We start from the raw sequence: 23357 nt of genomic DNA on the forward strand, positions 1-23357 counted from the left end.
CACCGTCGACAGCGGCACGACGAACGCCACGCTCGTCTCGACGGGCGTCCTCCCCATCCGCGTGAGCGCCGAGGGCGCCGACCCCGTCGACCTGGTCTCGGGGGAGAGGGGGATTCTCGGGGGCGGTGCAGGAGGAGCGCTGCGGGACGCTCCTCCCCCGGCCCGTCGCGCGGGGGCGCTCCGGGCCGGGTGGAGAGGGGATCAGCTCGCGAAGGTCCAGGTGAGCGGGAGCGAGGCGGACAGGCCCTGGTAGGCGTTGGTGGCCGACGAGTCGAGGGTCACGGCGATGGAGAAGGGGGTGGAGGTGCCGGGGGTGACCGGGGCGGTGTTGAGGGTCTTGACGGCCGAGCCGGCGAGGGTCGCGGCGGTGCCGGTGAAGACGGTGGTCCCGCCGGAGGTGATCACGACGTTGAGCTTGCCGCAGAAGTCGGTGGCGGAGCCGGAGGCGCCGGCCGCGACGTTGTTGCTCTGCGAGCAGGTGGCGCCGGGGGTCAGCGTGAAGGTGTTGGCGTTGACGGTGCCGGTGTTCTTCAGCGTGATCGCGGTGGTGACGGTCTGGCCGGGGACCATCGTGGTCGATCCGCCGAACTTGTTGATGGTCGCGCAGGTCGCGGTGTTGGTGCTGATCGAGCCGCCGTCGGTGCTGAGGCAGGTGATGGGGCTGGCACCGGTCGACTTCTCCTCCATGACGAGCGAGCCGGAGGCGGCGGTGTTGCCGGTGTTGGAGATGCTCGCGACGAAGCCGGACAGGGTGCCGGACATCGAGACGGAGAGGAGAGCGGCGGCGGCGATGCTCGTCGCGATGGCGAGGGGAGCGAAGCGGACGCGCTTGGACTTGGCGGTGTGGGTCGACATGGCAGGACTCCTGATCGGGTGGGGCGGGCTGATGCTGAAGGGGGAGGGTCCGGCTGGTGGTCCGCCGAACTCGATTGACCGCTAAGTTACTTGATGACCAAGATACATTGCAATCGTTCTTTCACCCCCTGTCCGGGTGGCAGGCCGGGACCCCCGAGGGCGACCCGTACGATGACCCCAGCCCTACCCCGAGAAGGACGAATGACCACCGAGAGACCGACCCCGCGCGACGTCGACCAGGACGCGCCCGCCGTGCAGCTGCGGCAGTCGCTCCGGCTGCTCGAGAACGCGCAGCGGCACCTCCGCGCGAGCATCGCCGCGGGCGTGGGCGTGGGCATCTCGGAGCTCACCGCGCTCGAGGTGCTCGGCGAGTCGCCCGACCTCACGCCGAAGTGGCTGGGTCTCGAGCTCTCCCTCTCGACGGGCGCCGTGACCGCGCTCCTCGACCGGCTGGCCACCGCCGGCCACGTCGACCGGCTCGCCAACCCGCAGGACCGCCGCAGCGTCCTGCTGCGCCTCACCGCCTCCGGGGAGCAGCTGCTCGCGCAGGTGGACGAGCGCTACGACGAGGTCAGCGCGGAGGTGCTGAAGGCCTCCCCCGGGCTGAACGGCATGGCGGACGACCTGGCGCGTGCCGCCGCGGTCATCACCGCGCACACGATCCGCTGATCCGCGCCAGTCGCTAGGAGTCCAGCGCCCGGGTCAGGGTCCAGACGTTGCGCCCCTCCGAGCGCTCGTGCTCGAACGTGGTCGTCAGCGCCTGGATGAGGGCGAGCCCGCGGCCCGACTCCGCGAAGACGTCCGGCATCTCCCGCGGCCCCGTGCCGATTTCCGGCGGATCGGCCGTGTCGACCAGCTCCGCGTGGATCGCGTCTCCCTCGACGCGCACGACGAGGCGGCAGACGATCGTCGTCGTCGACGTCGCGTGCTGGATGACGTTGTCGACCAGCTCGACCAGCGCCGTCTCGACGGCCATGCGGTCGCGGGCCGGCAGGTCCGGCCGCTCGCCCCAGAGCCCGGCGAGCATCTCGTGGACGACCTCGGTGTCGTCCGGGGGCGTGCGGAACCCGACGCTGCGCTCAGTCACGGTACGCGTCGCCGGCGGTGTCGAAGAGGGTGAGCACCCGGTCCAGGTTGGACAGCTGCAGCACCATCACGACCTGCCCGCTGGGAGCCGCGATCCGCAGGTCGCCGCCCGCCTGCCGCGCGGTCTTGAGAGCGCCGACCAGGGCGCCGAGACCGGAGGAGTCCATGAACGTCACCGCGCTGAGCTCGACGACGATGCGGGGGCTGCCCTCGTCGATCGCCCGGCGGACGGCCGAGCGCAGCTCCGGAGCCGAGGCCGCGTTGAGCCGCCCCTCCCCCCGCAGCACGGCGATGTCGGGGGCGATCGTCTCGGTCGTGAACGTCATGCGGGGTCCTTCTCGGCGGAGCGGTCGGCGCCCGTGCGGGTCAGCACGAGGGCGGTGATGTCGTCGGACGCGGAGCCGGAGGCGGCGAGCGCCCTCAGCGCCTGCAGGAACTCGGCGGTGTCGGCGGAGTCGCGGGCGAGGTCGACCGCGCGCGCCAGGGACTGCAGGGTCCCGTCGTAGAGGTCGAGGACGCCGTCGGTGAAGGCCAGGAGCGAGTCGCCGACCGCGAGCTCCACGGTCTGGGTGATCCAGCCGCCGTCCTCCGCGATGCCCAGCGGGAGGCCCAGTGCCGCGAGCCGCTGGAACGAGCCGTCGGCGCGGAGGAGGACGGTGAGCCCGTGGCCCGCGTCGACGAAGTCGATCCGGCCGGACGCGGTGTCGAGGCGCCCGTGGAAGAGGGTCGCGAAGGTCTCGGTGGCCGTGAAGTCGTCGTGCAGCTGCGCGCTCACCGCGCTGACGACCGCGTCGGGGTCGCCGCCCAGGCGCGCCCGGAACGCGGAGCGGATGGACGCGGCCACGATCGCCGCTGCCGTCCCCTTGCCCATCACGTCCACGAGGGTCAGGTCGACCGTCTCGTCGTCGCCGCGCCAGCTGTAGAAGTCGCCGGTGATCGTCCACCGCGGCAGCGAGAGCCCCGAGAGCTCGTAGCCGGCAGGGTGGTGGAGGGAGGAGGGAGCCATCTGCGTCTGCATGTCGGCGGCGCGGTCGCGCTCCGCCGTGTCGCGCAGCTCCCGCTCGACCCACTCGCCGAACTCCTCGAGCAGCTGCCGCTCGTCCGGGGTGAGGCTCCGGGGCACGAAGTCGATGAGGCAGAGGGTGCCCAGCTGAAGGTCGCCCTCGACCGACAGCGGCCGCCCGGCGTAGAAGCGGACGTGCGGGTACCCCGCGACGTGCTCGTGCCCGGCCCACGCCTCGTCGGCACCGAGGTCCGGCACGACGAAGGTGGTGCGCTTCTCGAGCGTCGCGTCGCAGAAAGTGCCGGCGCGCGGGTAGGCGAGCACGGCGTCCGGACGCTGCGGGGACTTCGTGAACAGCGTGGTGTCGTCGAGGAAGTGGATCTCGGCCACGGGCACGCGGAACAGCTCCTCGGCCATCCGTGTGATCCGGTCGAAGCGCTCCTCCGGAGCCGACCCCATCATCTCGAGCGCCTCGAGCGCCACCAGCCGCGGATCCTGCTCGGCCTCGATCATCCGTGCCCCCTTCCCCCTGCGCGCCGCGCCGGGACTCCCCGGAGCGCACACGCACCTCCGACCGTATCGCCCCGCTTGACGGGTGGGGGACCTTCGGCGCCTCTGTACCCCTCACGGGGTACGGCTGTCGCAGATCGCGCGGTCGGGAGCGTCGGCGGTGGCCGATCCCGGCCGTCCTCGCCTCCGCCTCTTGCCGCCGGACGGAGCGGACCCCTAATCTTCACCCGACGCTCCCCCGGCGACCCGCGAGCACCCGAAGCCCGCAGGCTCGTGGGCGTCGCCTCAGGAGCGCCCGTGCCCACTCAGCCGCGTCCCCTCCGCCGATCGCGCGCGGAGACGAACCGACCCTCTCGATCCGACGCGCCCCGGCGCGGGAGCCCACTCGCTGCGGCGCTCCTGCTCGTGACCGTCCTGATCCTCCCGCTCGCCACCGCGCCGACAGCGTCCGCCGTCGACTCGGCGGGCGACGAGTACGACGCGATGCGCCTCGCCCTCGTCGCCGATCTGACGGGCACGATCCCGGGAAGCGGGAGCGTCGGCGGCCTCGCCGCGGCGAAGGGCCGCCTCGTCGCCGAGGCCGAGGGCTACTGGTCGACGCTCGAGACCGACGGCGGCGAGCCCTGGCCCGATCTGGTCACGGGCACCTCGGCGGTGGAGGTGTGGACCGCCTACAAGCGGGTCACCGTCCTCGCGACCGCGCTGAAGACCCCCGGCACCGCCCTCAGCGGCGACCCGGCGCTCCTCCGCGACGTCGTCACGACCGCCGACTGGCTCTCGGCGAACCGCTACAACCGCTCCACCACCGGCACCTCCCGCTGGTGGGAGCAGCAGATCGGCATCCCGCTCGAGCTGAACAGCATCACCGCCCTCCTCTACCCCGACCTCTCGGCGGCGCAGGTGCAGGCCTACCTGTCGGCCTCGACGCGCTTCGCCGACACCGTCACCCGGACCGGCGCCAACCGCGTCTGGACGGCGGCGGTCATCGCCGGGCGGGCAGTGCTTCTGAAGCAGCCGGCGAAGATCGCGGAGGCGGCCGCCGGCATCGACCCGGCGCTGAGGACGGTGGCGTCCGGCGACGGCTTCCACGCCGACGGCTCCTTCGTGCAGCACAGCGTCTTCGCCTACAGCGGCGGGTACGGGCTCTCGATGCTCGACACCCTCGACGACCTATACTCGCTGCTCGACGGCTCCCGCTGGGAGATCACGAGCCCGGAGGGGCTCGGCGTGTACGACCGGCTCGCCTCCTCCTTCGCCCCCGTCACCTGGTGCGGCGCCGTGATGTCGACGGTCCGCGGCCGCGAGACCGCGCGGGCGGAGTCGGAGGACGGCGACGTCGGCGTCCAGCTGCAGGCGGCGGTGCTGCGCCTCGCCGACAGCGCCCCGCCCGCGGTCCGGACCCGGACGAACGCGCTGGCGAAGAGCTGGCTGGCCTGCAACGCCGGCAGCCCCGTGAGCATCGAGACGGCCGGATCCGTCAGCGACGTCGTGCGCGCGCGGCTCGTCCTCGCCGACACGGGCCTGACCGCGACCCCGATCGGCTCGGGCGTCCGGGCCTTCGCCGGCATGGACCGCTTCACGCGGACCACGGCGACCTCGGGCTTCGCCGTCGGCCTGTCGAGCACACGGATCGCCCGCTACGAGTCGCTCAACGGCGAGAACCGCAGCGGCTGGTACACCGGCGACGGCGCGACCTCGCTCCACCTGGGCAGCGGGCGCCAGTACGACGACGGCTACTGGGCCACGGCGAACCCGTACCGGATGCCCGGCACCACCGAGGACACGATCGTCCGGAGCGCGGGCGAGGGCGCGTCGTCCCGCCCGACGACGACCTTCACCGGGAGCCTCGAGAGCCCGTCGCGGCGGACGGGGATCGCGGCGCTCGACTTCGACGCGGCGTCGGTGAGCCTGGTCGCGAAGAAGGCCTGGTTCACCTTCGACGACGAGATCCTCGCGCTCGGCTCCGGGATCACGGCGACCGACATGTCTGGGACCGGCTGGGACGGGGTGCGCCGGCGCGCGGAGACGGTGATCGACGACCGCCGCGACGTCGCTCCCGACGCGAGGCTCCGCGTCGACGGCGTCCTCCGCGGTGCGGAGGCGACCGCCACGAGCACCGCCCGCTGGGCCTCGATCACCGGCTCCGCGGAGTCGGTGGGCTACGTCTTCCCGACGCCGATCACCCTGACCGCGCAGGGGCGGACCCGCACCGGAGCCTGGAGCGCCGTGAGCGCCGCCGGTCCGACGGCGCCGGTGACCGGCCACTACTACTCCCTCACGACGAGCCACGGCACGAACCCGACCGGCGCCTCGTACGCGTACACGGTCCTCCCCGGCGCCTCCGAGGCGGCGACCGCCGCGTACGCGGTGGACCCGGACGTGACCGTGCTCAGCAACACCCCCCAGCTGAGCGCCGCCCGCGACCGCTCGACCGGCACCGTGAGCGCCGTGTCGTGGAAGGCCGGGACCACGAGCCCCGTGCTCGTCGGAGGCACCCGGGTCGCGAGCATCACCGGCGCCGGCCTGGTCTCGATCCGGGAGGACGCGGACACGGTGACCGTCTCGACCGTCGACCCGACGCAGGTCTCGACGAGCGCGCTCACCGTGACGCTCGCGCGGCCGACCGCGGGCACGGTGTCCTCGAGCGCCGCCTTGAGCGTGACGAGCAGGACGAGCACCGCGACGACGATCACGTTCCGGCCGAGCGGGCTGAAGGGAGGGACGGCGTCCATCGTGCTCGCGAAGAGCGCCGCCACCCCGGTGCCGACGGCCACGCCCACGCCGACCGCGACGGCAGCGCCGACCTCGACCTCCACGCCGACCGCCACCGCGACTCCGCTCGCCGCCGTCGGGGCCGGCACCCACCAGAACGGCTCGCCGGCCGTCGCCGTCACGGGCACCTGGTCCACCACCTCCTCCTCCGCGGACAGCGGCGGCGGTGTCTCCTTCTCGTCGACAGGGGGCGCCTCCGCCACCCTCCGCTTCACCGGCACCGGAGTCTCGTGGGTGAGCCGCCGGTCCAGCACGTCCGGGATCGACGAGGTCCGCCTCGACGGCGTCCTCGTGGCCTCGGTCGACCGCTACAGCGCCACCACCCGCTCCGCCCAGACCGTCTGGACCAGCGGGACCCTGCCCGCCGGCACCCACACCGTCACGATCACCCGCGGCAGCACACGGAATCCGGCGGCGACCGGGGGCAACCTGATCCACGACGCCTTCGTCGTGAGGGGCTGACCGCGCGGCTATCACCGGCCGCGGTGCCTGGCCAGGCCCTCGCCCGGTCGCGGGCGGGCCCGTAGCGTCGCCCGGACCGATCGACCCGCCGGGGTCACGACGAGAGGACGCGCCATGAGCAGCACGAGCGACATGATCCGGAGCCACCCCGAGGAGCTGCGAGGCGTCGATCCGGAGGTCCTGGCCGAGTGCATCGACGCGTGCGGCGCCTGCGCACTCACCTGCACCGCCTGCGCCGACGCGTGCCTCGGCGAGGAGTCGGTCGCCGAGCTGGTCCACTGCATCCGCACCGACCTCGCCTGCGCCGACGTGTGCGCCGCGACCGGCGCCGTGCTGTCGCGCCGAGGCGTCGTCGGATCCGCGGCCGTCCGCGCCCTCGTCGAGGCCTGCCTCCTGGCCTGCCGCGCCTGCGCCGACGACTGCGAGCAGCACGCCGGGATGCACGAGCACTGCCGGATCTGCGCCGAGGCCTGCCGCCGCTGCGAGCAGGCGTGCGGGAGGCTGCTCGCGCAGCTCTGAGCGCGGGCTCCACCGCGCGACACCTCCCCCACCGGACTCGACGGGCGGCTGTCAACCGTCCTGCCCTGAGCGTCCGGCGCTCCGCGGAGGTCATCGCCCACATCGAGCTCGAGACGCGCCGCATGCAGCCGGCCCGTCCCTCGTGGAGCGAGGAGATGACGGACATCCCTCCGCTGGACTTCCTCGAGTACACGGACATCGCCGACCTCGAGGACGCCCGGCGCGACCCGATGGACTAGGCCGCCGCCGGCTCCTCGGTGGAGCGGGAGTCGCTGAGGGACAGCGAGCCGATCGTCGCGATCACGCCGACGAGGACCGCCACGACCAGGAAAGCGACCCGCTCACCCGCGAAGAAGCTCCGGACGAGGTCCGCGCTCCACGCGCCCGCCGGGAGGGTGGTCGCCACCAGTGCGGCGATCAGCGTGCCGACGACGGCCGTGCCGATGCTGGTGCCGATCTCCTGGGCCGTGTCGTTGAGCGCCGCACCGATCGAGGTGCGGTTCGCGGGCATCGCCTCGACGAGGGCGACGGCGCAGATGGTCATGATCGTCCGCAGGCCCACCGTCATCACGACCATCATCACGGCGATCGCGAGGTAGCCCCGGTCCACCGCCCAGGACATCCCGAGCAGCGCGCCGACCAGGAGCCCGGTGCCGATCAGGCAGGCCGCGCGGTGCCCCAGCTTCGCGGCGAGGTGCTCGGTGACCGGAGTGGCGGCGAGCATCGTGACGATGACGGGCAGGTTCGCGAGGCCGGCGCGCACCGGGCTCCAGCCGTAGGCGTACTGGAAGTGCAGGATCAGGCCGAACAGGACGCTCGCGAAGGCGACCGAGGCGCCGAGCTGCGTGAGCGCCGCTCCCCGCGCGGGGCCGGCGCGGAAGATCGCGAGGTCGATCATGGGCGAGACGGCGCGGCGCTCGCGGACGGCGAATCCCGCGACGGCGGCGACGGTGCCCGCGGCGCAGGCGATCGTGAGGAGCGACAGCCAGCCGTTCTCGACTCCGCTGGTGAGCGTGTAGCAGCCGAGCCCCACCGCGGCGACGGTGAGGGCGGTCCCCGGCAGGTCGAGCCGACCGGAGGTGAGGTCGGCGCGCTGGTCCGCGGCGACTCCGAGGCGCACGCCGATCCAGACCAGCAGCGCGATCGGGGCGTTGACGACGAGCAGCCACTGCCAGCTGACGGTGCTGAGGATCGAGCCGCCGAGGAGGGGGCCGAGGACCATGCCGGACATCCCGACGATCATCACGATCGTGATTGACCGCATGCGGAGCCTCTCGTCGTCGAAGAGCCGGAACACCAGCGACATCGTGACGGGCGCCATGGCGGCCGCGGCACAGCCGAGCGCCGCGCGGAGGGCGATCAGCTGGCCGATGTCGGTGACGAGGACGACGGCGAGGCTGATCAGCCCGAACGCGGCGAGGCCGGTGAGGAGCACGCGGCGGCGGCCGAACCGGTCGGCGGCGGACCCGGCTGTCAGCAGCAGCCCGCCGAAGGTCAGGGAGTAGGCACCGGTCACCCACTGCAGTCCGGCGGTCGACCCGTCGAGTGAGCGTCCGATCGTCGGGAGGGCGATCGAGAGCAGCGTGTTGTCGACCATCTCGACGAAGAACGCGAGGCAGAGAGCGGCGAGCGGGAGTGCCGCGGAGCGGAGGGAGGTGTGAGCGCGGGACTCGGCGGAGGTGGTCGTCGGAGCGGACATCGAGGCGCCTTCCTATCGAACGCCGTTCGACTCTCGTACGGCGTTCGATAGTATGGAACGCCGTTCGGTAAGATGCAAGCCATGCCTGCAGATCGCCCGACGGAGACCGCTGCCGCGCCCTCCCCCGCCCGGGGCCGCCGCCGAGCGTCGCACTCGCTCGACACCGTGCTGGCCGAGGCGATCGCGATCCTCGACGAGTCCGGGGAGTCGGCCCTCACGTTCCGCGCGCTCGCGGCCCGACTCGGCGGCGGCGTGGCGAGCATCTACTGGTACGTCGGCAGCCGCGACGAGCTGCTGGAGCGGGCGACCGACGAGGTCATGGGTCGGGTCCTCGCAGACAGCGAGCCGCTCACCCACGGGCCGGACCCGATCGACAACGTCCGCGCCGTCGCACTGGCCCTCTTCGACGAGTGCGTCCGCCGACCCTGGTTCGGCCTCTACATGCTCCGCACGACCGGGGTGCAGCCCAACTCGATGGCGATGTACGAGCGCCTCGGGCAGCAGCTCATGGCTCTCGACCTGACGCCCCGGCAGCGGTTCCACGCCGTGTCGTCCATCGTCAGCTACGTCGTCGGAGTCGCGGCCGACCTGGCGCAGCCGCCGCCCCGCGAGTTTCTCGAGAGCGGGATGGAGAGGGGCGAGTTCCTCGAGCACCTGGCCGACCGCTGGCGCGCCCTCGATCCGGAGGAGTTCCCCTTCGGCCACCACGCGGCCGACGTCATGGCGACGCACGACGACCTCGACGTGTTCCGCTCCGGCCTCGACCTGCTGCTGGCCGGGCTCCGGCTGCAGGCGGGGCGGGGCTGAGGCCGGGTCAGCTCCCCGAGGTCCGCCGGATCGCCACCACGGTCACGTCGTCCGCCAGCATTCCCTCGGCCGCCAGGCGGGTGACGCCGGCGACCGCGTCGGCGGCGGTCGCGGGGGCGGCGACGGCCGCGTCGGCCACCCGGTCGAGGGCGGCGAGGGAGCCGTCGAAGAGGTCGAGCACACCGTCGCTGCAGATCAGCAGCAGGTCGCCGGGGTGGAGCCGGAGGCCGGTCGGCTCCCACTCCTGCGTGCCGAGGAGGCCGAGCGGCAGATGGGCGGAGGGGATGCGCTCGCGCGAGCCGTCGGCGCGGCAGACGATCCCGAGTCCGTGCCCGGCGTCGACGAGCGCGATGTCGCCGGTCGAGGCGCTGAGCCGCAGGTGGAGGAGCGTGACGAACGCGTCGTTCGCCGACAGGTCCGGCTCGACGACCCGGTCGATGAGCGCCATCGTCGCCGCGGGGCCGAGGGCGGGAGGAGTGACGCGCAGGGGCGGCGCGGACCGTGGCGGCGATCATCGCGGCGCCGACCCCCTTGCCCATGACGTCGGCGACGGTGACGGCGAGCCCGTCGGGCGTGCAGCGCCAGTCGAAGAAGTCGCCGCTCACCGTCCCGCTCGGCACGCAGGCGCCGGCGACGTCGTAGCCCGGGAGGTCCGGGACCGAGCGGGGCTCGAGCCGCCGCTGCACCCTCTCGCCGTCGGCGAGCTCCTGCCGCGAGCGGGCGGCGCCGGCGGTGAGCATCTGCGCGACCTGCTCGCCGCTGAGCGACGCCATGCTGAACGACACCACGACCAGCAGCACCAGCGTGATCAGCGTGGTGGTCGGGGTCCCGAACCAGGTCGCGAACAGCTCGCTGCGCAGCCCCGCGGCCAGGAACACGGCGAACCGGAGCGCGTAGTAGAGGGAGAGGGCGCCGGAGCTCAGCAGCAGCGGCCAGCGCGTCCGCGAGCGTCCGGCGCCGAGCAGCGTGATCTCGCGGGTCGACAGGCCGATGAGGAGCGCCATCGAGGCGAGGTAGAGCGGCCCTCCCGACCAGTCGTTGACGGCGGGCGAGTCGAGGCTGGACACGCCCGTCACCACCACGGTCGGAGCGACCACCAGCCACCACGGCGTCGGCCGGCCGCGGAGGGAGCGGCTCGCCGCCCAGACCGCGGCGGCGCCGGCCACGATGAGCCCGTTGCCGAGCGGATTCGCCCACACCTGGTCGGCCGTGCCGTCGCGAAGGTAGGCGAGCGAGCCGCCCATGAACAGCGCGAGCGCCGTGCACCACCAGAAGCTGAAGGACGAGCGCGTCGACCGGTAGGTGACCAGCGCGAACAGCAGGAAGAGGGTGAGGGCGGTGACCCCGAAGGCGACGCGGAGGGTCGTGGCATCGAGCAAGGCGGGTCCGTGGCCCTTCCAGGAGACCGAGCGGCGGAGCGGCGGACGGGCGCCGTGATCAAGGGGATCCTGGCACGGCGCGCGGGCCGCTCGGGGCGCGCGGTGGAGGCCGGCCCCGGGGATCCGCGGCAGTGCGGCCCGTCCGCCCACCCGACGGGGGGAGCAGGAGGGGAGCTCGCCCGTTCGAGGAGAGACCACCGCCCTCGCGCTCGATACAGCATCGCGTGTATCGTCGCTTCCGTGCCCGCCACCGCGACCCTCACCCACTCCGCTGCTCTCGCGCGCCTCGGATCCGCCCTGGCGGACGAGACCCGGTCACGGATCCTGCTCGCGCTGCGCGAGGCTCCGGCCGTCCCCTCCGACCTCGCGGACGCGCTCGGGGTGTCGCGGCAGGTGATGTCGAATCAGCTCGCATGCCTCCGCGGATGCGGGCTGGTGGAGGCCGTGAAGGACGGGCGGTACACCTGGTACCGGCTTGCCGAGACCCGGATCGCCGGGGCGCTCGACCACCTGCTCCGCCTGGCCCTGGTCGTCGATCCGGACTGCTGCTCCGGCGACGACTGCCGCTGCGCATGACCGCCCTGCGCGCTCCGCTCCTCCCCGCCCGCCGCCGCGTGCTGCAGAGGCGGATCCGCTGGATCGTCGGCGCGACCATCGCCTACAACGTGGTGGAGGCGATCGTGGCACTCGCCGCCGGGACGGTCGCGTCGTCCACCGCACTCGTCGCCTTCGGCCTCGACTCCGTGGTGGAGGTGCTCTCCGCCGCGGCCGTCGCCTGGCAGTTCTCGGGCCGCGATCCGGAGGCGCGCGAGCGCACCGCGCTGCGGGTGATCGCCGTCTCGTTCCTCGGCCTGGCCGCGTTCGTCGCCGTCGACTCGGTCCGGGCGCTGCTCGGATTCTCGGAGGCCCAGCACTCCCCCGTCGGCATCGTGCTGGCCGCCGTCAGCCTGCTGGTGATGCCCGCGTTCTCGCTGCTCGAGCGCCGGATCGGCCGCGAGCTCGGCTCGGCCTCGGCCGTCGCGGACTCGAAGCAGACGCTCCTCTGCTCGTACCTCTCCGCCGCCGTCCTGGTGGGCCTGCTGCTGAACAGCACGCTCGGATGGACGTGGGCCGACCCCGTCGCCGGTCTCGTGATCGCCGCGGTCGCCATCCGCGAGGGCCTGGAGGCCTGGCGCGGCGAGTCCTGCACGACGCCGATCTCCGCGCTGACGAGGGAGGACTCCGAGGCCTGCGGCTGCTGCTGACGGGGGCGGGACGGCGCGGTGCACATCGGCGGTGGACGACCTCCGTCAGGACTTCGTCGCGAGGCCGGCGGCCGATCGGACCCGCTCCGGAGCTACCGACGGCCGGCCCGCGCCTCGACGACGTGCCGGCACCCGATCCCGCCGCGCTCCAGCTCCTCGCGCTCGCGGCGGAGCCCGACGCGGACCCGCCGCGCCTCGGCCAGCGGCAGCACCGCCTCCGGATCGACGGTCGCCAGCAGGACCGCCGCCCGCGACCTCGCCGCCACCCGCACGTCGAGGCACGGCGTCGCCTCGGCGAGTCCGAGCAGCGCGGCCACCAGCAGCTCCAGCTCGACCGCCGTCGCGTGGAGCACCAGCACCCGCGAGGCCGGGCTCGACGGGCGGCGGACGAGGAGCGTCGCTCCGGTCATCGTCGCCGCCCTCCCCTGCCCGGGACCGGTCCGGGACGTCCGCCCCGCCTCGGCCCTCGGCGACCGCCCGCGCGACGTCGGCGTGCACGCATGGGGTTCCTTCTCTCGTCCTGCTGCGGTGCGAACCGCGCCGCACCTCCATCCCACGACTCGGGCACCCCGGCCGGAGAGGGTTGCCAAGCGCGCGTCGGCGGGTCAGGAGGCGCCGGGGCCGCCGGGGATGAGAGGGTTGCGCGATGTCCACTGCGAGCGTGCCGTCGCCGCGCGCCGGAGTCCGGACCCGGCGCTTCCGGCGCCTCGCCCGCACGGGCTTCGCCGTCAACGGACTGATCCACCTCCTGATCGGCGGCCTCGCCCTGCGCGTCGCGGTCAGCGACGAGACCTCGCGGGAGGCGGACGCGTCCGGAGCGATCGGGCGCATGGCCGACTCCCCCGTCGGGCTCGTGGTGGTCTGGGCCGCGCTGATCGGGCTGGTCGCGCTCGGCCTCTGGCAGCTCTCCCTCGGCGGGCGCTCCTCCGCGCCGGGGCTCCCCGCCCGCCTGGGCCGCCGGATCGTCGAGTCGGGCAAGGGCATCGCCTCCCTCACGCTCGCGGGCACCACGCTCGTCTTCGCCCTCGGCGGCTCGACGAGCTCCTCGGCCACGATACGCCGCATCAACACCGAGCTGCTGACGAGCACGGTCGGCGTCGTGATCCTCGTGATCGTCGGCGGGATCGTGCTGGGCAGCGGGATCGGCTTCGTCGCGATCGGGATCCGGCGCGGCTTCCGCAAGCTCGTCCGCATCCCCGAGGGCCCGACGGGGACCGCCGTGCTGATCCTCGGCGCGACCGGCTACATCACGAAGGGGCTCGCGCTGGGCCTGGCCGGCGGGATCTTCGTGGTCGCGGCGCTGACCGGCGACGCCCGCCAGGCGACCGGGCTCGACGGGGCCATCCGATTCCTCGACGTCCCTCCGTACGGCACGATCGCCCTGACCCTCGTCAGCGCGGGACTGGTCATGTACGGGCTGTTCCTCGTCGCCCGGGCGAAGCTCGCGAAGCTCTGAGCCGACGCGGCAGTCGTTCACAGTCGCCACCCATATCGCTGAGTATCGTTCGGAGAAACAGGAGGTCATCATGAACGGATCGTCATCGACCGGCGCGTTCGGCACCGGCACGCCCATCGAGAGCATCTGGCGCGCGATGGAGCAGGCCCGCTCCCGCATGGAGAAGCGCGTCGGCTCCCGGGTCGGCCGCGGGGACGTGCGCACCGCGGTGCTCGCGCTCCTCGCCGAGCAGCCCATGCACGGCTACCAGATCATCCGCGAGATCGAGGAGCGCAGCGGAGGCGACTGGAAGCCGAGCCCCGGCTCGGTCTACCCGACCCTCCAGCTCCTCGCGGACGAGGGCCTCATCACGGCCGACGAGCAGAACGGCCGCAAGACCTACACGCTGACCGACGCCGGCCGCGCGACGGTCGCCGAGCACGGCACCTCGACCCCGTGGAACGACTCCGACCACGTCGACTTCGGCGCCCTGCCCAAGGCGGGCCTCGAGCTCGCCCAGGCCGCGGCCCAGGTCGGACGCTCGGGCACCCCCGAGCAGATCCGCAAGGCCGTCGCCGAACTCGAGGACGTGCGCCGCCGCCTGTACGCGATCCTCGCGCAGGACTGACCCGGGTGGCCTCGGTCAGCCCGGGTCCTGCCGCCCCGGGCCACCGAGAGCGGGAGGACCGGCGGCGCTACCGCCGGATCCTCCGCTTCGCCGCGTGGCATCTCGCGGTCACCTGGTTCTTCGACCTGCTCCTGCCGCGGGTGGGGCTCACGCGCGTCGCGCTCCGCACCCGGCCCGGCCGGATGCGCCGCTTCGCCCGCAGCTTCCACGTGCTCGCGGTCGACCTCGGCGGCCTGATGATCAAGGTCGGCCAGTTCATGTCGTCGCGCCTGGACGTGCTGCCGCCCGAGATCACCCGCGAGCTGGAGGGGCTGCAGGACGAGGTCCCGCCCGTCCCGTTCCCGCGGATCCGGGCGCTGGCCGAGTCCGAGCTCGGGCTGCCGCTCGAGCGCGCGTACGCCGGAGTCGACGAGTCACCCGTCGCCGCCGCCTCTCTCGGGCAGGCCCACCGCGCCCGGCTCTCCCCCGTCGACGCCGAGGACACCGGCTACTCCGCCGCCATCATGAAGGTGCAGCGGCCGGGGATCGACCAGATCGTCGAGGTCGACCTCGCGGCTCTGCGCCGCGTCGGCGGCTGGCTCAGCCACGTGCGCCTGGTCTCGGACCGCGTCGACGCCCCGGCGCTCGTCGAGGAGTTCGCGGTCACCAGCCTCGAGGAGATCGACTACCTGCAGGAGGCGGCCAACTCCGTCCGCTTCGCCGCCGACTTCGCGGGCGACGCCCGGGTGGCCGTCCCGGACGTGGTCTGGGAGCGCTCGACCCGCAAGGTCCTCACGCTCGAGGACGTCACCGCGATCAAGATCACCGACCACGCCGCGCTGCTGGCCGCCGGGATCGACCCGCGGGAGGTCGCTCCGGTCTTCGCGGCCGTGATGTTCGACCAGCTCTTCACCAACGGCTACTTCCACGCGGATCCGCACCCCGGCAACGTCTTCGTCACGCCGACCCCCGGGGGCGAGCTGCCCTGGCGCCTCACCTTCATCGACTTCGGGATGATGGGCGAGGTGCCGCCGAGCACCCGCGCGGGCCTGCGCCGGATGCTGATCGCCGCCGCCTCCCGCGACGGCAAGGGGCTCGTCGACGCGGCCCGAGCGGTCGGCGTCCTCCTCCCCTCGGCCGACTCCCGCGAGCTGGAGCGGGCGCTCACGCAGCTCTTCGCCCGCTTCGGCGGCATGGGCTTCGCCGAGCTGCGGGAGGTGGACCCGCGCGAGTTCCGCGACTTCGCCGTGCAGTTCGGCGACGTGGTGCGCGCGCTGCCGTTCCAGCTCCCCGAGAACTTCCTGCTCGTCATCCGCGCGATGTCGCTGACCTCGGGCGTCTGCAGCGCGCTCGACCCGGCCTTCAACCTGTGGGACTCGGTCGAGCCCTACGCGCAGCAGCTGATCCGCGAGGAGCGCGGCTCCGTCGTGCAGGACGTCGGCAAGCAGGCCGTCGACACGCTCGGCCTGATCTGGCGCCTGCCGCGCCGGCTCGACGAGCTCGTCACGACCCTCGACGACGGCGAGCTCGCGGTCACCGTCCCCACGATCGAGCGCCGGCTGAACCGGCTCGAGGGCACCGTCCGCCGCGTGATCTCGGCCGTGCTGTTCGCGGGACTGCTGATCGCCGGCGCCGTCGTGCGCCCGGACGACAGCGGCTTCGGGACCGTGCTGATGATCGCGTCGGCGCTGCCGCTGCTGCACGCCCTGCTGGCCCGCGGCCCGCGCGGCTGACGGCCGCCGTCGGGCCGCGGCCGCCGCGTCGCATCCGTCACCTCCTCCGCCCACCTCACCGGCGGCGCGGTCGACATCGGCTACACGGACGCGGACAGCTGGCTCGCGCAGCACGGCACCGACTACGGGCTCTGCCAGATCTACGCGAACGAGATCTGGCACTTCGAGCTCGCCACCGAGCCGGGCGGCGACTGCCCGGAGCAGCTCCCCGACGCGACCGCGACCTGAGCGGCTCTCCCGCGCTCCCGGGGATCCGATGCGTCGCGAAGGGTCGTCATCGGAGGCGAACGGGAGCCGTTCGCGACGCATCGATCGCGCAGGCGGCCGGGCGGCGGGGCTCGGCGGCCGGGCTCAGCGGCTGGTGAGCAGCTCGACGAACTCGTCGGCCATCGCGAGCTGGGCGCTCAGCGCCTCGCGGCGCTCGCGGGCCTGCGCGACGAAGCCGTCGAGCTGCGCGCGGACCTCGGCCGGCGCGTCGTCGCCCTCGGCCTCGAGGGTGTCGATCACGCGGAGCAGCGCGGCCATCTCCTCCAGCGAGAAGCCGAGCGGCTTCATGCGGCGGATGAGGATCAGGCGGTCGTAGTCGGTGGACGTGTAGAGGCGGAAGCCGCCCTCGGTGCGGCCGGACGCCTTCACGAGGCCGATCTCGTCGTAGTGGCGCAGGGTCCGGAGCGAGAGGCCGGTCCGCTCGGCGAGCTCGCCGATGTGCATGGTGCCGATCCTGCTCACCCCTTCAGATCTACCCTTACGTGAGGGTAGGGTTGCCCGTGCTGCTGACACGCCTCTGCAAGCTTGGCATCCCCGCCCGCTTCCGCCGACCCGATGCCGCAGCCCTCCGCGCTCCTCGTCGAGCACCCCTCCCACTCCCTGGAGCCGCCGCGATGGCCCTCGCCTCGAAGACCCCTGCCCGCCCGCACGCCGAGCCCACCGTGATGACGGCGCTGCGCACCCCCCGCATCCTGACCCGCGAGGTCCTCGCCGGCCTCGTGGTCGCGCTCGCGCTCATCCCCGAGGCGATCTCGTTCTCGATCATCGCGGGCGTGGATCCGCGGGTCGGCCTCTTCTCGTCGTTCGTGATGGCCGTGGCGATCGCGTTCCTCGGCGGACGCCCCGCGATGATCACCGCCGCCACGGGCGCCGTCGCCCTCGTGATCGCCCCCGTCGCCCGCGACTACGGGATGGACTACTTCATCGCGACGGTGATCCTCGCGGGCGTGTTCCAGATCGTGCTCGGGCTGCTCGGAGTGGCGAAGCTCATGCGCTTCATCCCCCGCAGCGTGATGGTCGGATTCGTGAACGCGCTGGCGATCCTGATCTTCTCGGCGCAGATCCCCAACCTGATCGGCGTGCCCTGGCTGGTCTACCCGCTGGTCGCCGTCGGCATCGTGATCATGGTCGTGATGCCGCGCCTGACGAAGGCCGTTCCGGCGCCCCTCGTCGCCATCGTCCTCATCACCGCGGCGGTCGTCGTCACGGCGGTCGCCGTGCCGACCGTGGGCGATCAGGGCGAGCTGCCCCGCAGCCTCCCCGAGCTGTTCCTGCCGAACGTACCGCTGACCTGGGAGACCTTCACGACCATCGCGCCGTACGCCGTCGCGATGGCGCTCGTCGGACTCCTCGAGTCGCTGATGACCGCGAAGCTCGTCGACGACATCACCGACACCCCCTCCCGCAAGACCCGCGAGTCGCTCGGGCAGGGCGCCGCGAACGTGCTCTCCGGCCTGTTCGGCGGCATGGGCGGCTGCGCGATGATCGGCCAGACGATGATCAACGTGAAGGCGTCCGGCGCCCGCACCCGCATCTCGACCTTCCTCGCCGGCGTGTTCCTCCTGATCCTCGTCGTCGCGCTCGGCGACCTCGTCGCGATCATCCCGATGGCCGCGCTGGTCGCGGTGATGGTGATGGTCTCGGTGGCGACCTTCGACTGGCACAGCATCCGCCCGTCGACCCTGAAGCGGATGCCCGTGGGCGAGACGGTCGTCATGATCGCCACGGTCGTCGTGGTCGTCCTCACCCACAACCTGGCGATCGGAGTCGTCGTCGGCGTCCTCGCCGCCATGGTCGTCTTCGCCCGCCGGGTCGCCCACTTCGCCACCGTCGAGCGCACCCTCTCGGCCGACGGATCGACGGCCCACTACACGGTCACCGGCGAGCTGTTCTTCGCCTCCAGCAACGACCTCACCACGCAGTTCTCCTACGCGGAGGACCCTGCGCACGTCGTGATCGACCTCTCCGGCTCCCACATCTGGGACGCCTCGACCGTCGCCGCGCTGGACGCCGTCACCACCAAGTACGAGCGCCACGGCACCCGCGCCGTGATCGCGGGCATGAACGACGCCTCCACCCGGATGCACGGCCGCCTCGCCGGGAACCTCGGCGCGGGGCACTGAGGGTCGGGGCTGCGGGACCGCAGGCGCAGCCCCTCAGAGCGGCGCGAGCACCAGCGACCAGAGCCAGCGCCCGCCGACGACCCGGTGCACGACCACGAACAGGGCGGTGATCGCGAGTCCGACCGGCAGCAGCACGGCGCCGGCCGCGAGGCGGTCGGCGGGCACGGCGAGCAGCAGGCCGAGCGGCACCGACGCGCAGGCTGCGACCAGCGCCGCGACGAGAGCGGCGCGGCGGTCCCGGGTCGGCTGCGGCACGACGCCGATCCGGCGCCGGACCAGCCAGTGGGCGAGGGCCCACGCGGCCGTGGTCCCGAGGGCGGTGCCGCCCGCGATCGCCGGCACGACGAGTTCGGCAGGCAGGAGGAGCCCGCCGACGAGCGCCCCCGCCGCGACGCCGACGGCCGAGACGACCTGGGTCGCCAGCGAGTCGCGGGCCCGACCCAGCGCGAACATCGCCCGGTTGAGGACGTAGGTCTGGCTGAAGCCGACCAGGCTCAGGGCGAGCAGCTGCAGGACTCCGCCGATCACCGGTGTGCCGAAGACGAGCTGCGTGAGCAGTGGCGCCGCCGCGACGAACAGGAGCGTCGCGAGCAGAGTGACGGCGAGCACCGCGTCCTCGGTCCGTCGGAGGTTCACCGCCGCGGCCGCCCGATCGCCGCGGTGCAGGTCCCGGCTGAGCGGCGTGAACATCGCCGTGGCGACGGAGACGACCAGGATGCCGTGCGGCAGCAGGAGCAGCAGCTGCGCGCTCGAGAAGGAGTTGAGGCTCGGCCCGTCGACGCCGGCGCGGTTCATGGCCTGGCCGGCCGCCGTCGCCGCGTTCGAGACGACGATGTACGACACCTCTGCGACGAGGGCGCCGAGGAACACACAGACCGCGTCCCGCGACACTCCGCCGAGCCCGGCGACGCCGAAGCGCGGCCGCAGGCGGACGCCGACGGACCGCGAGAACGCGACCGCGATCACCCCCTGCACCACGATCGCCGCGGTGGCAGTGCCGCACAGGAGCGCCACCATCTCCGGCGTCCACTCGTCGGCGGGCGTCGACGCCGCCTCGGGGTGGATCAGGAGGAACACCGCGATCCCGAGCACCGAGATCACGTTCGCGCAGGCGGGCGCCCACGCGCCCGGCCCGTACTTCTCGGCGGAGTTGAGCAGCTGCGAGAAGACGGCGAAGACGATGTAGAAGAAGATCTGCGGCAGGCACCAGTAGGCCATCTGGGTGGCGAGCAGAGCCCAGTCGGCCGACCAGCCCCCGGCGTAGAGCCCGACGATCAGCGGCGCCGCGAGCGTGCAGGCGGCCGTGAGGAGCGCCGCTCCGCCGAGGCACACGGTGAGCAGCCGCTCGAGGGTCCGCACGCCCTCCGGTCCGTCGGCCCGCGCCCGGACCATCTGCGGCACGAGCACCGCGCCGAGCACCCCGCCCGCGATGAGCCCGTACAGGTAGGTGGGCGCGGAGTTCGCGACCTCGAACACCTGCCCGCCGACCGACGCGCTCGTGCCGCCGACCGCCACGACCAGGAGCGCCAGCCGGACGAACCCGAGGATCCGCGAGACGAACGACGCGACCACCATCCCCCCGGTCGCGCTGCGCATCCGGGCAGCATAGGCGGTGCGACCCGGGTCGCCACCGACCGCGGCGCCCGCCGGGGTCGATGCGTCACGAACGGTCGTCACGGGCGCGGGAGAGGGGCCGTTCGTGACGCATCGATCCCGAGGGGGCGGGGTGGGAGGGCGAGCGGGCGGCGCTAGACGCGCACGGGTGCGACGGAGGCGCGGCGGATCAGCCGCGTCTCCAGCTCCATGCGGGTGGCCGAGGCTCCCGAGGCGAGCGGGGTCGCCGACCGGTGCGCCTGGTGCAGCATCCGGAAGGCGATGGCGCCCATCTCGCCGATGGGCTGCTGGATCGTGGTCATCGGCGGGGTCGCCCAGGCCGACTCCTCGACGTCGTCGAAGCCGATGACGCTGAGGTCTCGCGGGATGCGGAGGCCGGCGTCGTCGGCGGCCTCGTAGACGCCGAGCGCCATCACATCGGAGCAGGCGAAGAAGGCGGTCGGCGCGTCCGGCTCGGCGAGCATCAGCCCGGCGGCCTCGCGGGCCAGCTCGCGGTCCCAGTCGCAGTAGGCGACGCGCGGATCCTCGACCCCGGCGGCGCGGAGCGCGGTGGTGAAGCCGTCGATCCGGGCGCTGCTGTAGAGCTGGGTGCGGGTGCCGCCGAGGACGCCGAAGCGGGTGTGGCCGGCGTCGAGCAGGTGCTCGGCGGCCATGCGGCCCCCGTCCCAGTTGGTCGCGCCGATGCTCGCGACGTCGGCCGGCGGCCGTGTGCTGGGGTCGACGACGACGACGGGCAGCTCGGCGGTGGTCAGCAGGTGCAGCTGCGCGGCCGAGACGTTGACCAGCACCACGATGGCGCCGAGCGAGGGGCGGCGGAGGAGGCGGCTGATCCAGGCGCCGTCGTCGCGGGCGCGGGTGAGCACCAGGTCGACCCCGGCGGCGGAGGCCTCGGCCTCGATCCCCTCGAGGACCGGTCCGATCCAGGTGCCGCCGATGTGGCCGACGACGACGTCGACGATCTGGGCGGAGTGCGGATCCTCGACCGGCGGGCGCAGGCGCGGTCGGCGGCGGTAGCCGAGCGCGTGCGCCGCCTCCATCACGCGCAGACGGGTCGCCTCCGAGACGTCGGTGCCGCCGTTGAGCACCTTCGAGACGGTGGGGACGCTGGTCCCGGCGCGCTCGGCGATGAGCGCCATGGTCGGGCGGGTGGTCGCTCCGGAGACGTCGTCGTGGTCGGGCATGTGCTCACCGTAGCGGATACCGACTTTCGCAACTGGACCGGCGCGCGGACGGCTTGCTCCCGCCGGGAACCGCGGTGCATGATGGTCGGACGCCGGGGCTCCCGCACAGAAGTTGCGCAAGTCCTGTTCGATGACGAACCGCGGAGTGATCCGCCCGCACGTGAGGACGACGATGACCGACCACTCCCCGACCACTCCCGGCAAGACGGCCCTCGTCGTCCGAGGGGGCTGGGACGGCCACCAACCGGTCGAGGCGACCGAGCTGTTCCTGCCGTTCCTCCGCGACAACGGCTACGACGTGCGCGTCGAGGAGTCGACCGCCGTGTACGCCGACGAGGCCTACATGCGGACGGTCGACCTGATCGTGCAGTCGAACACGATGACCTCCATCCAGTGGGAGGAGTTCCTGGGCCTCCGCGCGGCGGTCGAGCGCGGCACGGGCCTCGCCGGCTGGCACGGCGGGATCGCCGACTCCTACCGCGACAACTCCGACTACCTGCAGCTGATCGGCGGCCAGTTCGCCTCGCACCCCGGCAAGCACCCGGACGAGCGCACCGGCGAGCAGTCGGACAACTACATGCCGCACACGATCGAGATGACGGCACTCGCCGCCGACCACCCGATCACGCAGGGCATCACCGACTTCGAGCTGGTCACGGAGCAGTACTGGGTGCTGCACGACGACTACAACGACGTGCTCGCCACGACCACGCAGGCCGTCCGCCCGTGGGACCCGTGGAAGCGCCCCATCACCTCCCCCGCGATCTGGACCCGCCTCTGGGGCGAGGGCCGCATCTTCGTCTCGACGCCGGGCCACCGCGTCGAGATCCTCCAGGACGACAACGTCCGCACGATCATCGAGAGGGGAATGCTGTGGGCGTCCCGCTGAGAGTCGGCATCATCGGCGTCGGGAAGATCAGCGAGCAGTACCTCGCGAACCTCCCGACCTTCCCCGGCCTCCGCCTCGTCGCGGTCGCCGACCTGAACCAGGAGCGGGCGCAGCAGGTCGCCGACGAGCAGGGCGTCCGCGCCCTCACCGTCGACGCGCTGATCGACGACCCGGAGATCGACGCGGTGCTGAACCTCACGATCCCGGCGGCGCACGTCGAGATCGGCACCCGCGCCCTGAAGGCGGGCAAGCACGTCTTCGCCGAGAAGCCGCTCGGGCTGAACCCGGCCGAGGCCGCGCCGATGCTCGACCTCGCGGACGAGCTGGGCCTGCGCTTCGCGAGCGCCCCGGACACGGTGCTCGGGACCGGCGTGCAGACCGCGCGCCTCACCCTCGACTCCGGCGCGATCGGCACCCCGATCGCCGCGCAGGTGCACTGGGCCGCTCCCGGCCACGAGCGCTGGCACCCGGCGCCCGAGTTCTACTACCAGCCCGGCGGCGGCCCGCTGCTGGACATGGGCCCGTACTACCTGACGGCGCTCGTGCACTTCTTCGGGCCGGTCGTCCGCGTCACGGGCCTGGCCACCCGCTCCGACCGCCCGCGCACGATCGAGACCGGGCCGAAGGCGGGCACGCCGATCGAGGTGACGATCGACACGCACATCACCGCGCTGCTCGAGCACGCGAGCGGAGTCGCCACCACCGTCACCGTGAGCTTCGAGGTCTGGCGCAGCCGGGCCCCGAAGTTCGAGGTCTACGGCACCGAGGGCACCATCTCGGTCCCGGATCCGAACATGTTCTCGGACCCGGTCGAGGTCGCCGTCCGCGACGAGGACTGGCGGGTCGTCCCCGACTCCGCCGGCGTGATCGACACCGGTCGCGGAGTGGGACTGGCCGACCTCGCGGAGGCGATCGCGGAGGACCGCCCGCACCGCGCCTCCGGCCGCGTGGCCCTGCACGTGCTCGAGATCATGGACGCCGTGCTCCGCTCGAACGAGGAGAAGGCGGTCGTGACGATCGCGAGCACCGCCGAGAAGCCCGACGTGATGCCGCTGCGCACGGCGGGCTCGATCGGCGCCTGACAGCGCCGGGGGGCGACGACGGGAGGCGGGGGATCGCCGCCAGCGCGTCGCTCCCCGTTCGGGGGTGACGGCGGGGGGCGACGCCGTAGA

23 protein-coding genes are annotated in these 23357 nt (G+C 73.2%); 13 read left to right on the forward strand and 10 right to left on the reverse strand.

Annotated features, from left to right (window positions below; genetic code table 11):
• Positions 1-201 precede the first annotated feature (201 nt).
• Positions 202-855 carry a hypothetical protein gene (locus tag C5C53_RS15015; RefSeq protein WP_104224276.1) on the reverse strand — a complete coding sequence of 218 codons (654 nt, stop codon included), beginning with the start codon at positions 853-855 and terminating at the stop codon, positions 202-204.
• 201 nt (positions 856-1056) lie between these two features.
• On the opposite strand from C5C53_RS15015, the gene C5C53_RS15020 reads away from it, so the two are divergent.
• The gene (locus C5C53_RS15020; protein WP_104224277.1) at positions 1057-1524 is read left to right on the forward strand and encodes a MarR family transcriptional regulator; all 468 of its coding nucleotides are present in this window, start codon (positions 1057-1059) and stop codon (positions 1522-1524) included.
• Between the two features lie 13 nt (positions 1525-1537).
• On the opposite strand, the gene C5C53_RS15025 is transcribed toward C5C53_RS15020, so the two are convergent.
• The 3 genes from C5C53_RS15025 to C5C53_RS15035 are packed head-to-tail and all read right to left on the reverse strand — an operon-like array spanning position 1538 to position 3457.
• Positions 1538-1942: an ATP-binding protein gene (locus C5C53_RS15025; protein ID WP_104267898.1), complete on the reverse strand. Its 405-nt coding sequence runs from the start codon at positions 1940-1942 to the stop codon at positions 1538-1540.
• Positions 1935-2267, reverse strand: coding sequence for an STAS domain-containing protein (locus C5C53_RS15030; RefSeq protein WP_104267899.1), 333 nt, complete (start codon positions 2265-2267; stop codon positions 1935-1937). Before C5C53_RS15030 ends, C5C53_RS15025 begins: the two co-directional genes overlap by 8 nt.
• Positions 2264-3457, reverse strand: a complete 1194-nt coding sequence (locus tag C5C53_RS15035) for a PP2C family protein-serine/threonine phosphatase (RefSeq protein ID WP_104224280.1) — start codon at positions 3455-3457, stop codon at positions 2264-2266. Before C5C53_RS15035 ends, C5C53_RS15030 begins: the two co-directional genes overlap by 4 nt.
• A 402-nt stretch (positions 3458-3859) precedes the next feature.
• On the opposite strand from C5C53_RS15035, the gene C5C53_RS15040 reads away from it, so the two are divergent.
• Both C5C53_RS15040 and C5C53_RS15045 read left to right on the forward strand, forming a co-directional pair.
• A complete protein-coding gene (locus C5C53_RS15040) occupies positions 3860-6688 on the forward strand; it encodes a polysaccharide lyase 8 family protein (protein WP_104267900.1) in 2829 nt (942 codons plus the stop codon).
• A 114-nt stretch (positions 6689-6802) separates the two neighbouring features.
• Complete coding sequence (locus C5C53_RS15045) at positions 6803-7207, forward strand: four-helix bundle copper-binding protein (protein WP_104267901.1); 405 nt, start codon at positions 6803-6805, stop codon at positions 7205-7207.
• A gap of 235 nt (positions 7208-7442) precedes the next feature.
• On the opposite strand, the gene C5C53_RS15050 is transcribed toward C5C53_RS15045, so the two are convergent.
• Entirely contained in the window at positions 7443-8906 is a 1464-nt protein-coding gene (locus C5C53_RS15050; RefSeq protein ID WP_104267902.1) for an MFS transporter, read from the reverse strand.
• Positions 8907-8987: 81 nt separating this feature from the next.
• Between C5C53_RS15050 and C5C53_RS15055 the strand changes: the two genes are divergently transcribed.
• Positions 8988-9713, forward strand: a complete 726-nt coding sequence (locus tag C5C53_RS15055; RefSeq protein ID WP_219812210.1) for a TetR/AcrR family transcriptional regulator — start codon at positions 8988-8990, stop codon at positions 9711-9713.
• Between the two features lie 7 nt (positions 9714-9720).
• On the opposite strand, the gene C5C53_RS15060 is transcribed toward C5C53_RS15055, so the two are convergent.
• A complete protein-coding gene (locus C5C53_RS15060; RefSeq protein WP_258075439.1) occupies positions 9721-10200 on the reverse strand; it encodes a PP2C family protein-serine/threonine phosphatase in 480 nt (159 codons plus the stop codon).
• Between the two features lie 245 nt (positions 10201-10445).
• Between C5C53_RS15060 and C5C53_RS17515 the strand changes: the two genes are divergently transcribed.
• From C5C53_RS17515 to C5C53_RS15070, 3 genes are all read left to right on the forward strand, one after another.
• Positions 10446-10610 carry a hypothetical protein gene (locus tag C5C53_RS17515; protein WP_258075436.1) on the forward strand — a complete coding sequence of 55 codons (165 nt, stop codon included), beginning with the start codon at positions 10446-10448 and terminating at the stop codon, positions 10608-10610.
• 722 nt (positions 10611-11332) lie between these two features.
• On the forward strand, positions 11333-11668 hold the full coding sequence (locus C5C53_RS15065) for a helix-turn-helix transcriptional regulator (RefSeq protein WP_104234042.1): 336 nt from the start codon (positions 11333-11335) through the stop codon (positions 11666-11668).
• A complete protein-coding gene (locus tag C5C53_RS15070) occupies positions 11665-12336 on the forward strand; it encodes a cation diffusion facilitator family transporter (RefSeq protein WP_104267904.1) in 672 nt (223 codons plus the stop codon). The genes C5C53_RS15065 and C5C53_RS15070 overlap by 4 nt, the downstream gene beginning before the upstream one ends.
• Positions 12337-12428: 92 nt before the next feature.
• On the opposite strand, the gene C5C53_RS15075 is transcribed toward C5C53_RS15070, so the two are convergent.
• Positions 12429-12746: a hypothetical protein gene (locus C5C53_RS15075; protein ID WP_104267905.1), complete on the reverse strand. Its 318-nt coding sequence runs from the start codon at positions 12744-12746 to the stop codon at positions 12429-12431.
• Positions 12747-12982: 236 nt separating this feature from the next.
• Here C5C53_RS15075 and C5C53_RS15080 point away from each other — a divergent pair, with 236 nt between their 5' ends.
• The 3 genes from C5C53_RS15080 (at position 12983) to C5C53_RS15090 (ending at position 16111) form a co-directional block, all read left to right on the forward strand.
• On the forward strand, positions 12983-13792 hold the full coding sequence (locus C5C53_RS15080; RefSeq protein ID WP_104234039.1) for a DUF1206 domain-containing protein: 810 nt from the start codon (positions 12983-12985) through the stop codon (positions 13790-13792).
• A gap of 70 nt (positions 13793-13862) precedes the next feature.
• Positions 13863-14399, forward strand: a complete 537-nt coding sequence (locus tag C5C53_RS15085; protein WP_104224292.1) for a PadR family transcriptional regulator — start codon at positions 13863-13865, stop codon at positions 14397-14399.
• 5 nt (positions 14400-14404) lie between these two features.
• Positions 14405-16111, forward strand: coding sequence for an AarF/ABC1/UbiB kinase family protein (locus tag C5C53_RS15090; RefSeq protein WP_104267906.1), 1707 nt, complete (start codon positions 14405-14407; stop codon positions 16109-16111).
• A gap of 351 nt (positions 16112-16462) precedes the next feature.
• On the opposite strand, the gene C5C53_RS15100 is transcribed toward C5C53_RS15090, so the two are convergent.
• Complete coding sequence (locus tag C5C53_RS15100) at positions 16463-16822, reverse strand: MerR family DNA-binding transcriptional regulator (protein ID WP_104224294.1); 360 nt, start codon at positions 16820-16822, stop codon at positions 16463-16465.
• A gap of 170 nt (positions 16823-16992) precedes the next feature.
• On the opposite strand from C5C53_RS15100, the gene C5C53_RS15105 reads away from it, so the two are divergent.
• Entirely contained in the window at positions 16993-18501 is a 1509-nt protein-coding gene (locus C5C53_RS15105) for a SulP family inorganic anion transporter (RefSeq protein ID WP_104267907.1), read from the forward strand.
• A 33-nt stretch (positions 18502-18534) separates the two neighbouring features.
• On the opposite strand, the gene murJ is transcribed toward C5C53_RS15105, so the two are convergent.
• Positions 18535-20097 (reverse strand): murein biosynthesis integral membrane protein MurJ, encoded by a 1563-nt coding sequence (murJ, locus tag C5C53_RS15110; RefSeq protein ID WP_104267908.1) that lies wholly within the window; start codon positions 20095-20097, stop codon positions 18535-18537.
• 152 nt (positions 20098-20249) lie between these two features.
• Complete coding sequence (locus C5C53_RS15115) at positions 20250-21296, reverse strand: LacI family DNA-binding transcriptional regulator (RefSeq protein ID WP_104267909.1); 1047 nt, start codon at positions 21294-21296, stop codon at positions 20250-20252.
• Positions 21297-21468: 172 nt separating this feature from the next.
• On the opposite strand from C5C53_RS15115, the gene C5C53_RS15120 reads away from it, so the two are divergent.
• Both C5C53_RS15120 and C5C53_RS15125 read left to right on the forward strand, forming a co-directional pair.
• A complete protein-coding gene (locus C5C53_RS15120; protein ID WP_104227162.1) occupies positions 21469-22185 on the forward strand; it encodes a ThuA domain-containing protein in 717 nt (238 codons plus the stop codon).
• Positions 22170-23267, forward strand: coding sequence for a Gfo/Idh/MocA family protein (locus tag C5C53_RS15125; RefSeq protein WP_104255953.1), 1098 nt, complete (start codon positions 22170-22172; stop codon positions 23265-23267). The genes C5C53_RS15120 and C5C53_RS15125 overlap by 16 nt, the downstream gene beginning before the upstream one ends.
• Positions 23268-23357: the final 90 nt, after the last annotated feature.

Origin of the sequence: Rathayibacter sp. AY1E3 (genome assembly GCF_002932235.1) — a bacterium.
Taxonomy (GTDB): Bacteria; Actinomycetota; Actinomycetes; order Actinomycetales; family Microbacteriaceae; genus Rathayibacter.

What these genes read in the sequence shown, in the direction of transcription:
- murJ (WP_104267908.1), bottom strand. Translation starts at nt 20,097, where the DNA reads ATGCGCAGCGCGACCGGGGGGATGGTGGTCGCGTCGTTCGTCTCGCGG.
- C5C53_RS15070 (WP_104267904.1), top strand. Translation starts at nt 11,665, where the DNA reads ATGACCGCCCTGCGCGCTCCGCTCCTCCCCGCCCGCCGCCGCGTGCTG.
- C5C53_RS15055 (WP_219812210.1), top strand. Translation starts at nt 8,988, where the DNA reads ATGCCTGCAGATCGCCCGACGGAGACCGCTGCCGCGCCCTCCCCCGCC.
- C5C53_RS15115 (WP_104267909.1), bottom strand. Translation starts at nt 21,296, where the DNA reads ATGCCCGACCACGACGACGTCTCCGGAGCGACCACCCGCCCGACCATG.
- C5C53_RS15020 (WP_104224277.1), top strand. Translation starts at nt 1,057, where the DNA reads ATGACCACCGAGAGACCGACCCCGCGCGACGTCGACCAGGACGCGCCC.
- C5C53_RS15015 (WP_104224276.1), bottom strand. Translation starts at nt 855, where the DNA reads ATGTCGACCCACACCGCCAAGTCCAAGCGCGTCCGCTTCGCTCCCCTC.
- C5C53_RS15045 (WP_104267901.1), top strand. Translation starts at nt 6,803, where the DNA reads ATGAGCAGCACGAGCGACATGATCCGGAGCCACCCCGAGGAGCTGCGA.
- C5C53_RS15105 (WP_104267907.1), top strand. Translation starts at nt 16,993, where the DNA reads ATGGCCCTCGCCTCGAAGACCCCTGCCCGCCCGCACGCCGAGCCCACC.
- C5C53_RS15035 (WP_104224280.1), bottom strand. Translation starts at nt 3,457, where the DNA reads ATGATCGAGGCCGAGCAGGATCCGCGGCTGGTGGCGCTCGAGGCGCTC.
- C5C53_RS15075 (WP_104267905.1), bottom strand. Translation starts at nt 12,746, where the DNA reads ATGACCGGAGCGACGCTCCTCGTCCGCCGCCCGTCGAGCCCGGCCTCG.
- C5C53_RS15100 (WP_104224294.1), bottom strand. Translation starts at nt 16,822, where the DNA reads ATGCACATCGGCGAGCTCGCCGAGCGGACCGGCCTCTCGCTCCGGACC.
- C5C53_RS15085 (WP_104224292.1), top strand. Translation starts at nt 13,863, where the DNA reads ATGAACGGATCGTCATCGACCGGCGCGTTCGGCACCGGCACGCCCATC.
- C5C53_RS15030 (WP_104267899.1), bottom strand. Translation starts at nt 2,267, where the DNA reads ATGACGTTCACGACCGAGACGATCGCCCCCGACATCGCCGTGCTGCGG.
- C5C53_RS15120 (WP_104227162.1), top strand. Translation starts at nt 21,469, where the DNA reads ATGACCGACCACTCCCCGACCACTCCCGGCAAGACGGCCCTCGTCGTC.
- C5C53_RS15080 (WP_104234039.1), top strand. Translation starts at nt 12,983, where the DNA reads ATGTCCACTGCGAGCGTGCCGTCGCCGCGCGCCGGAGTCCGGACCCGG.
- C5C53_RS15050 (WP_104267902.1), bottom strand. Translation starts at nt 8,906, where the DNA reads ATGTCCGCTCCGACGACCACCTCCGCCGAGTCCCGCGCTCACACCTCC.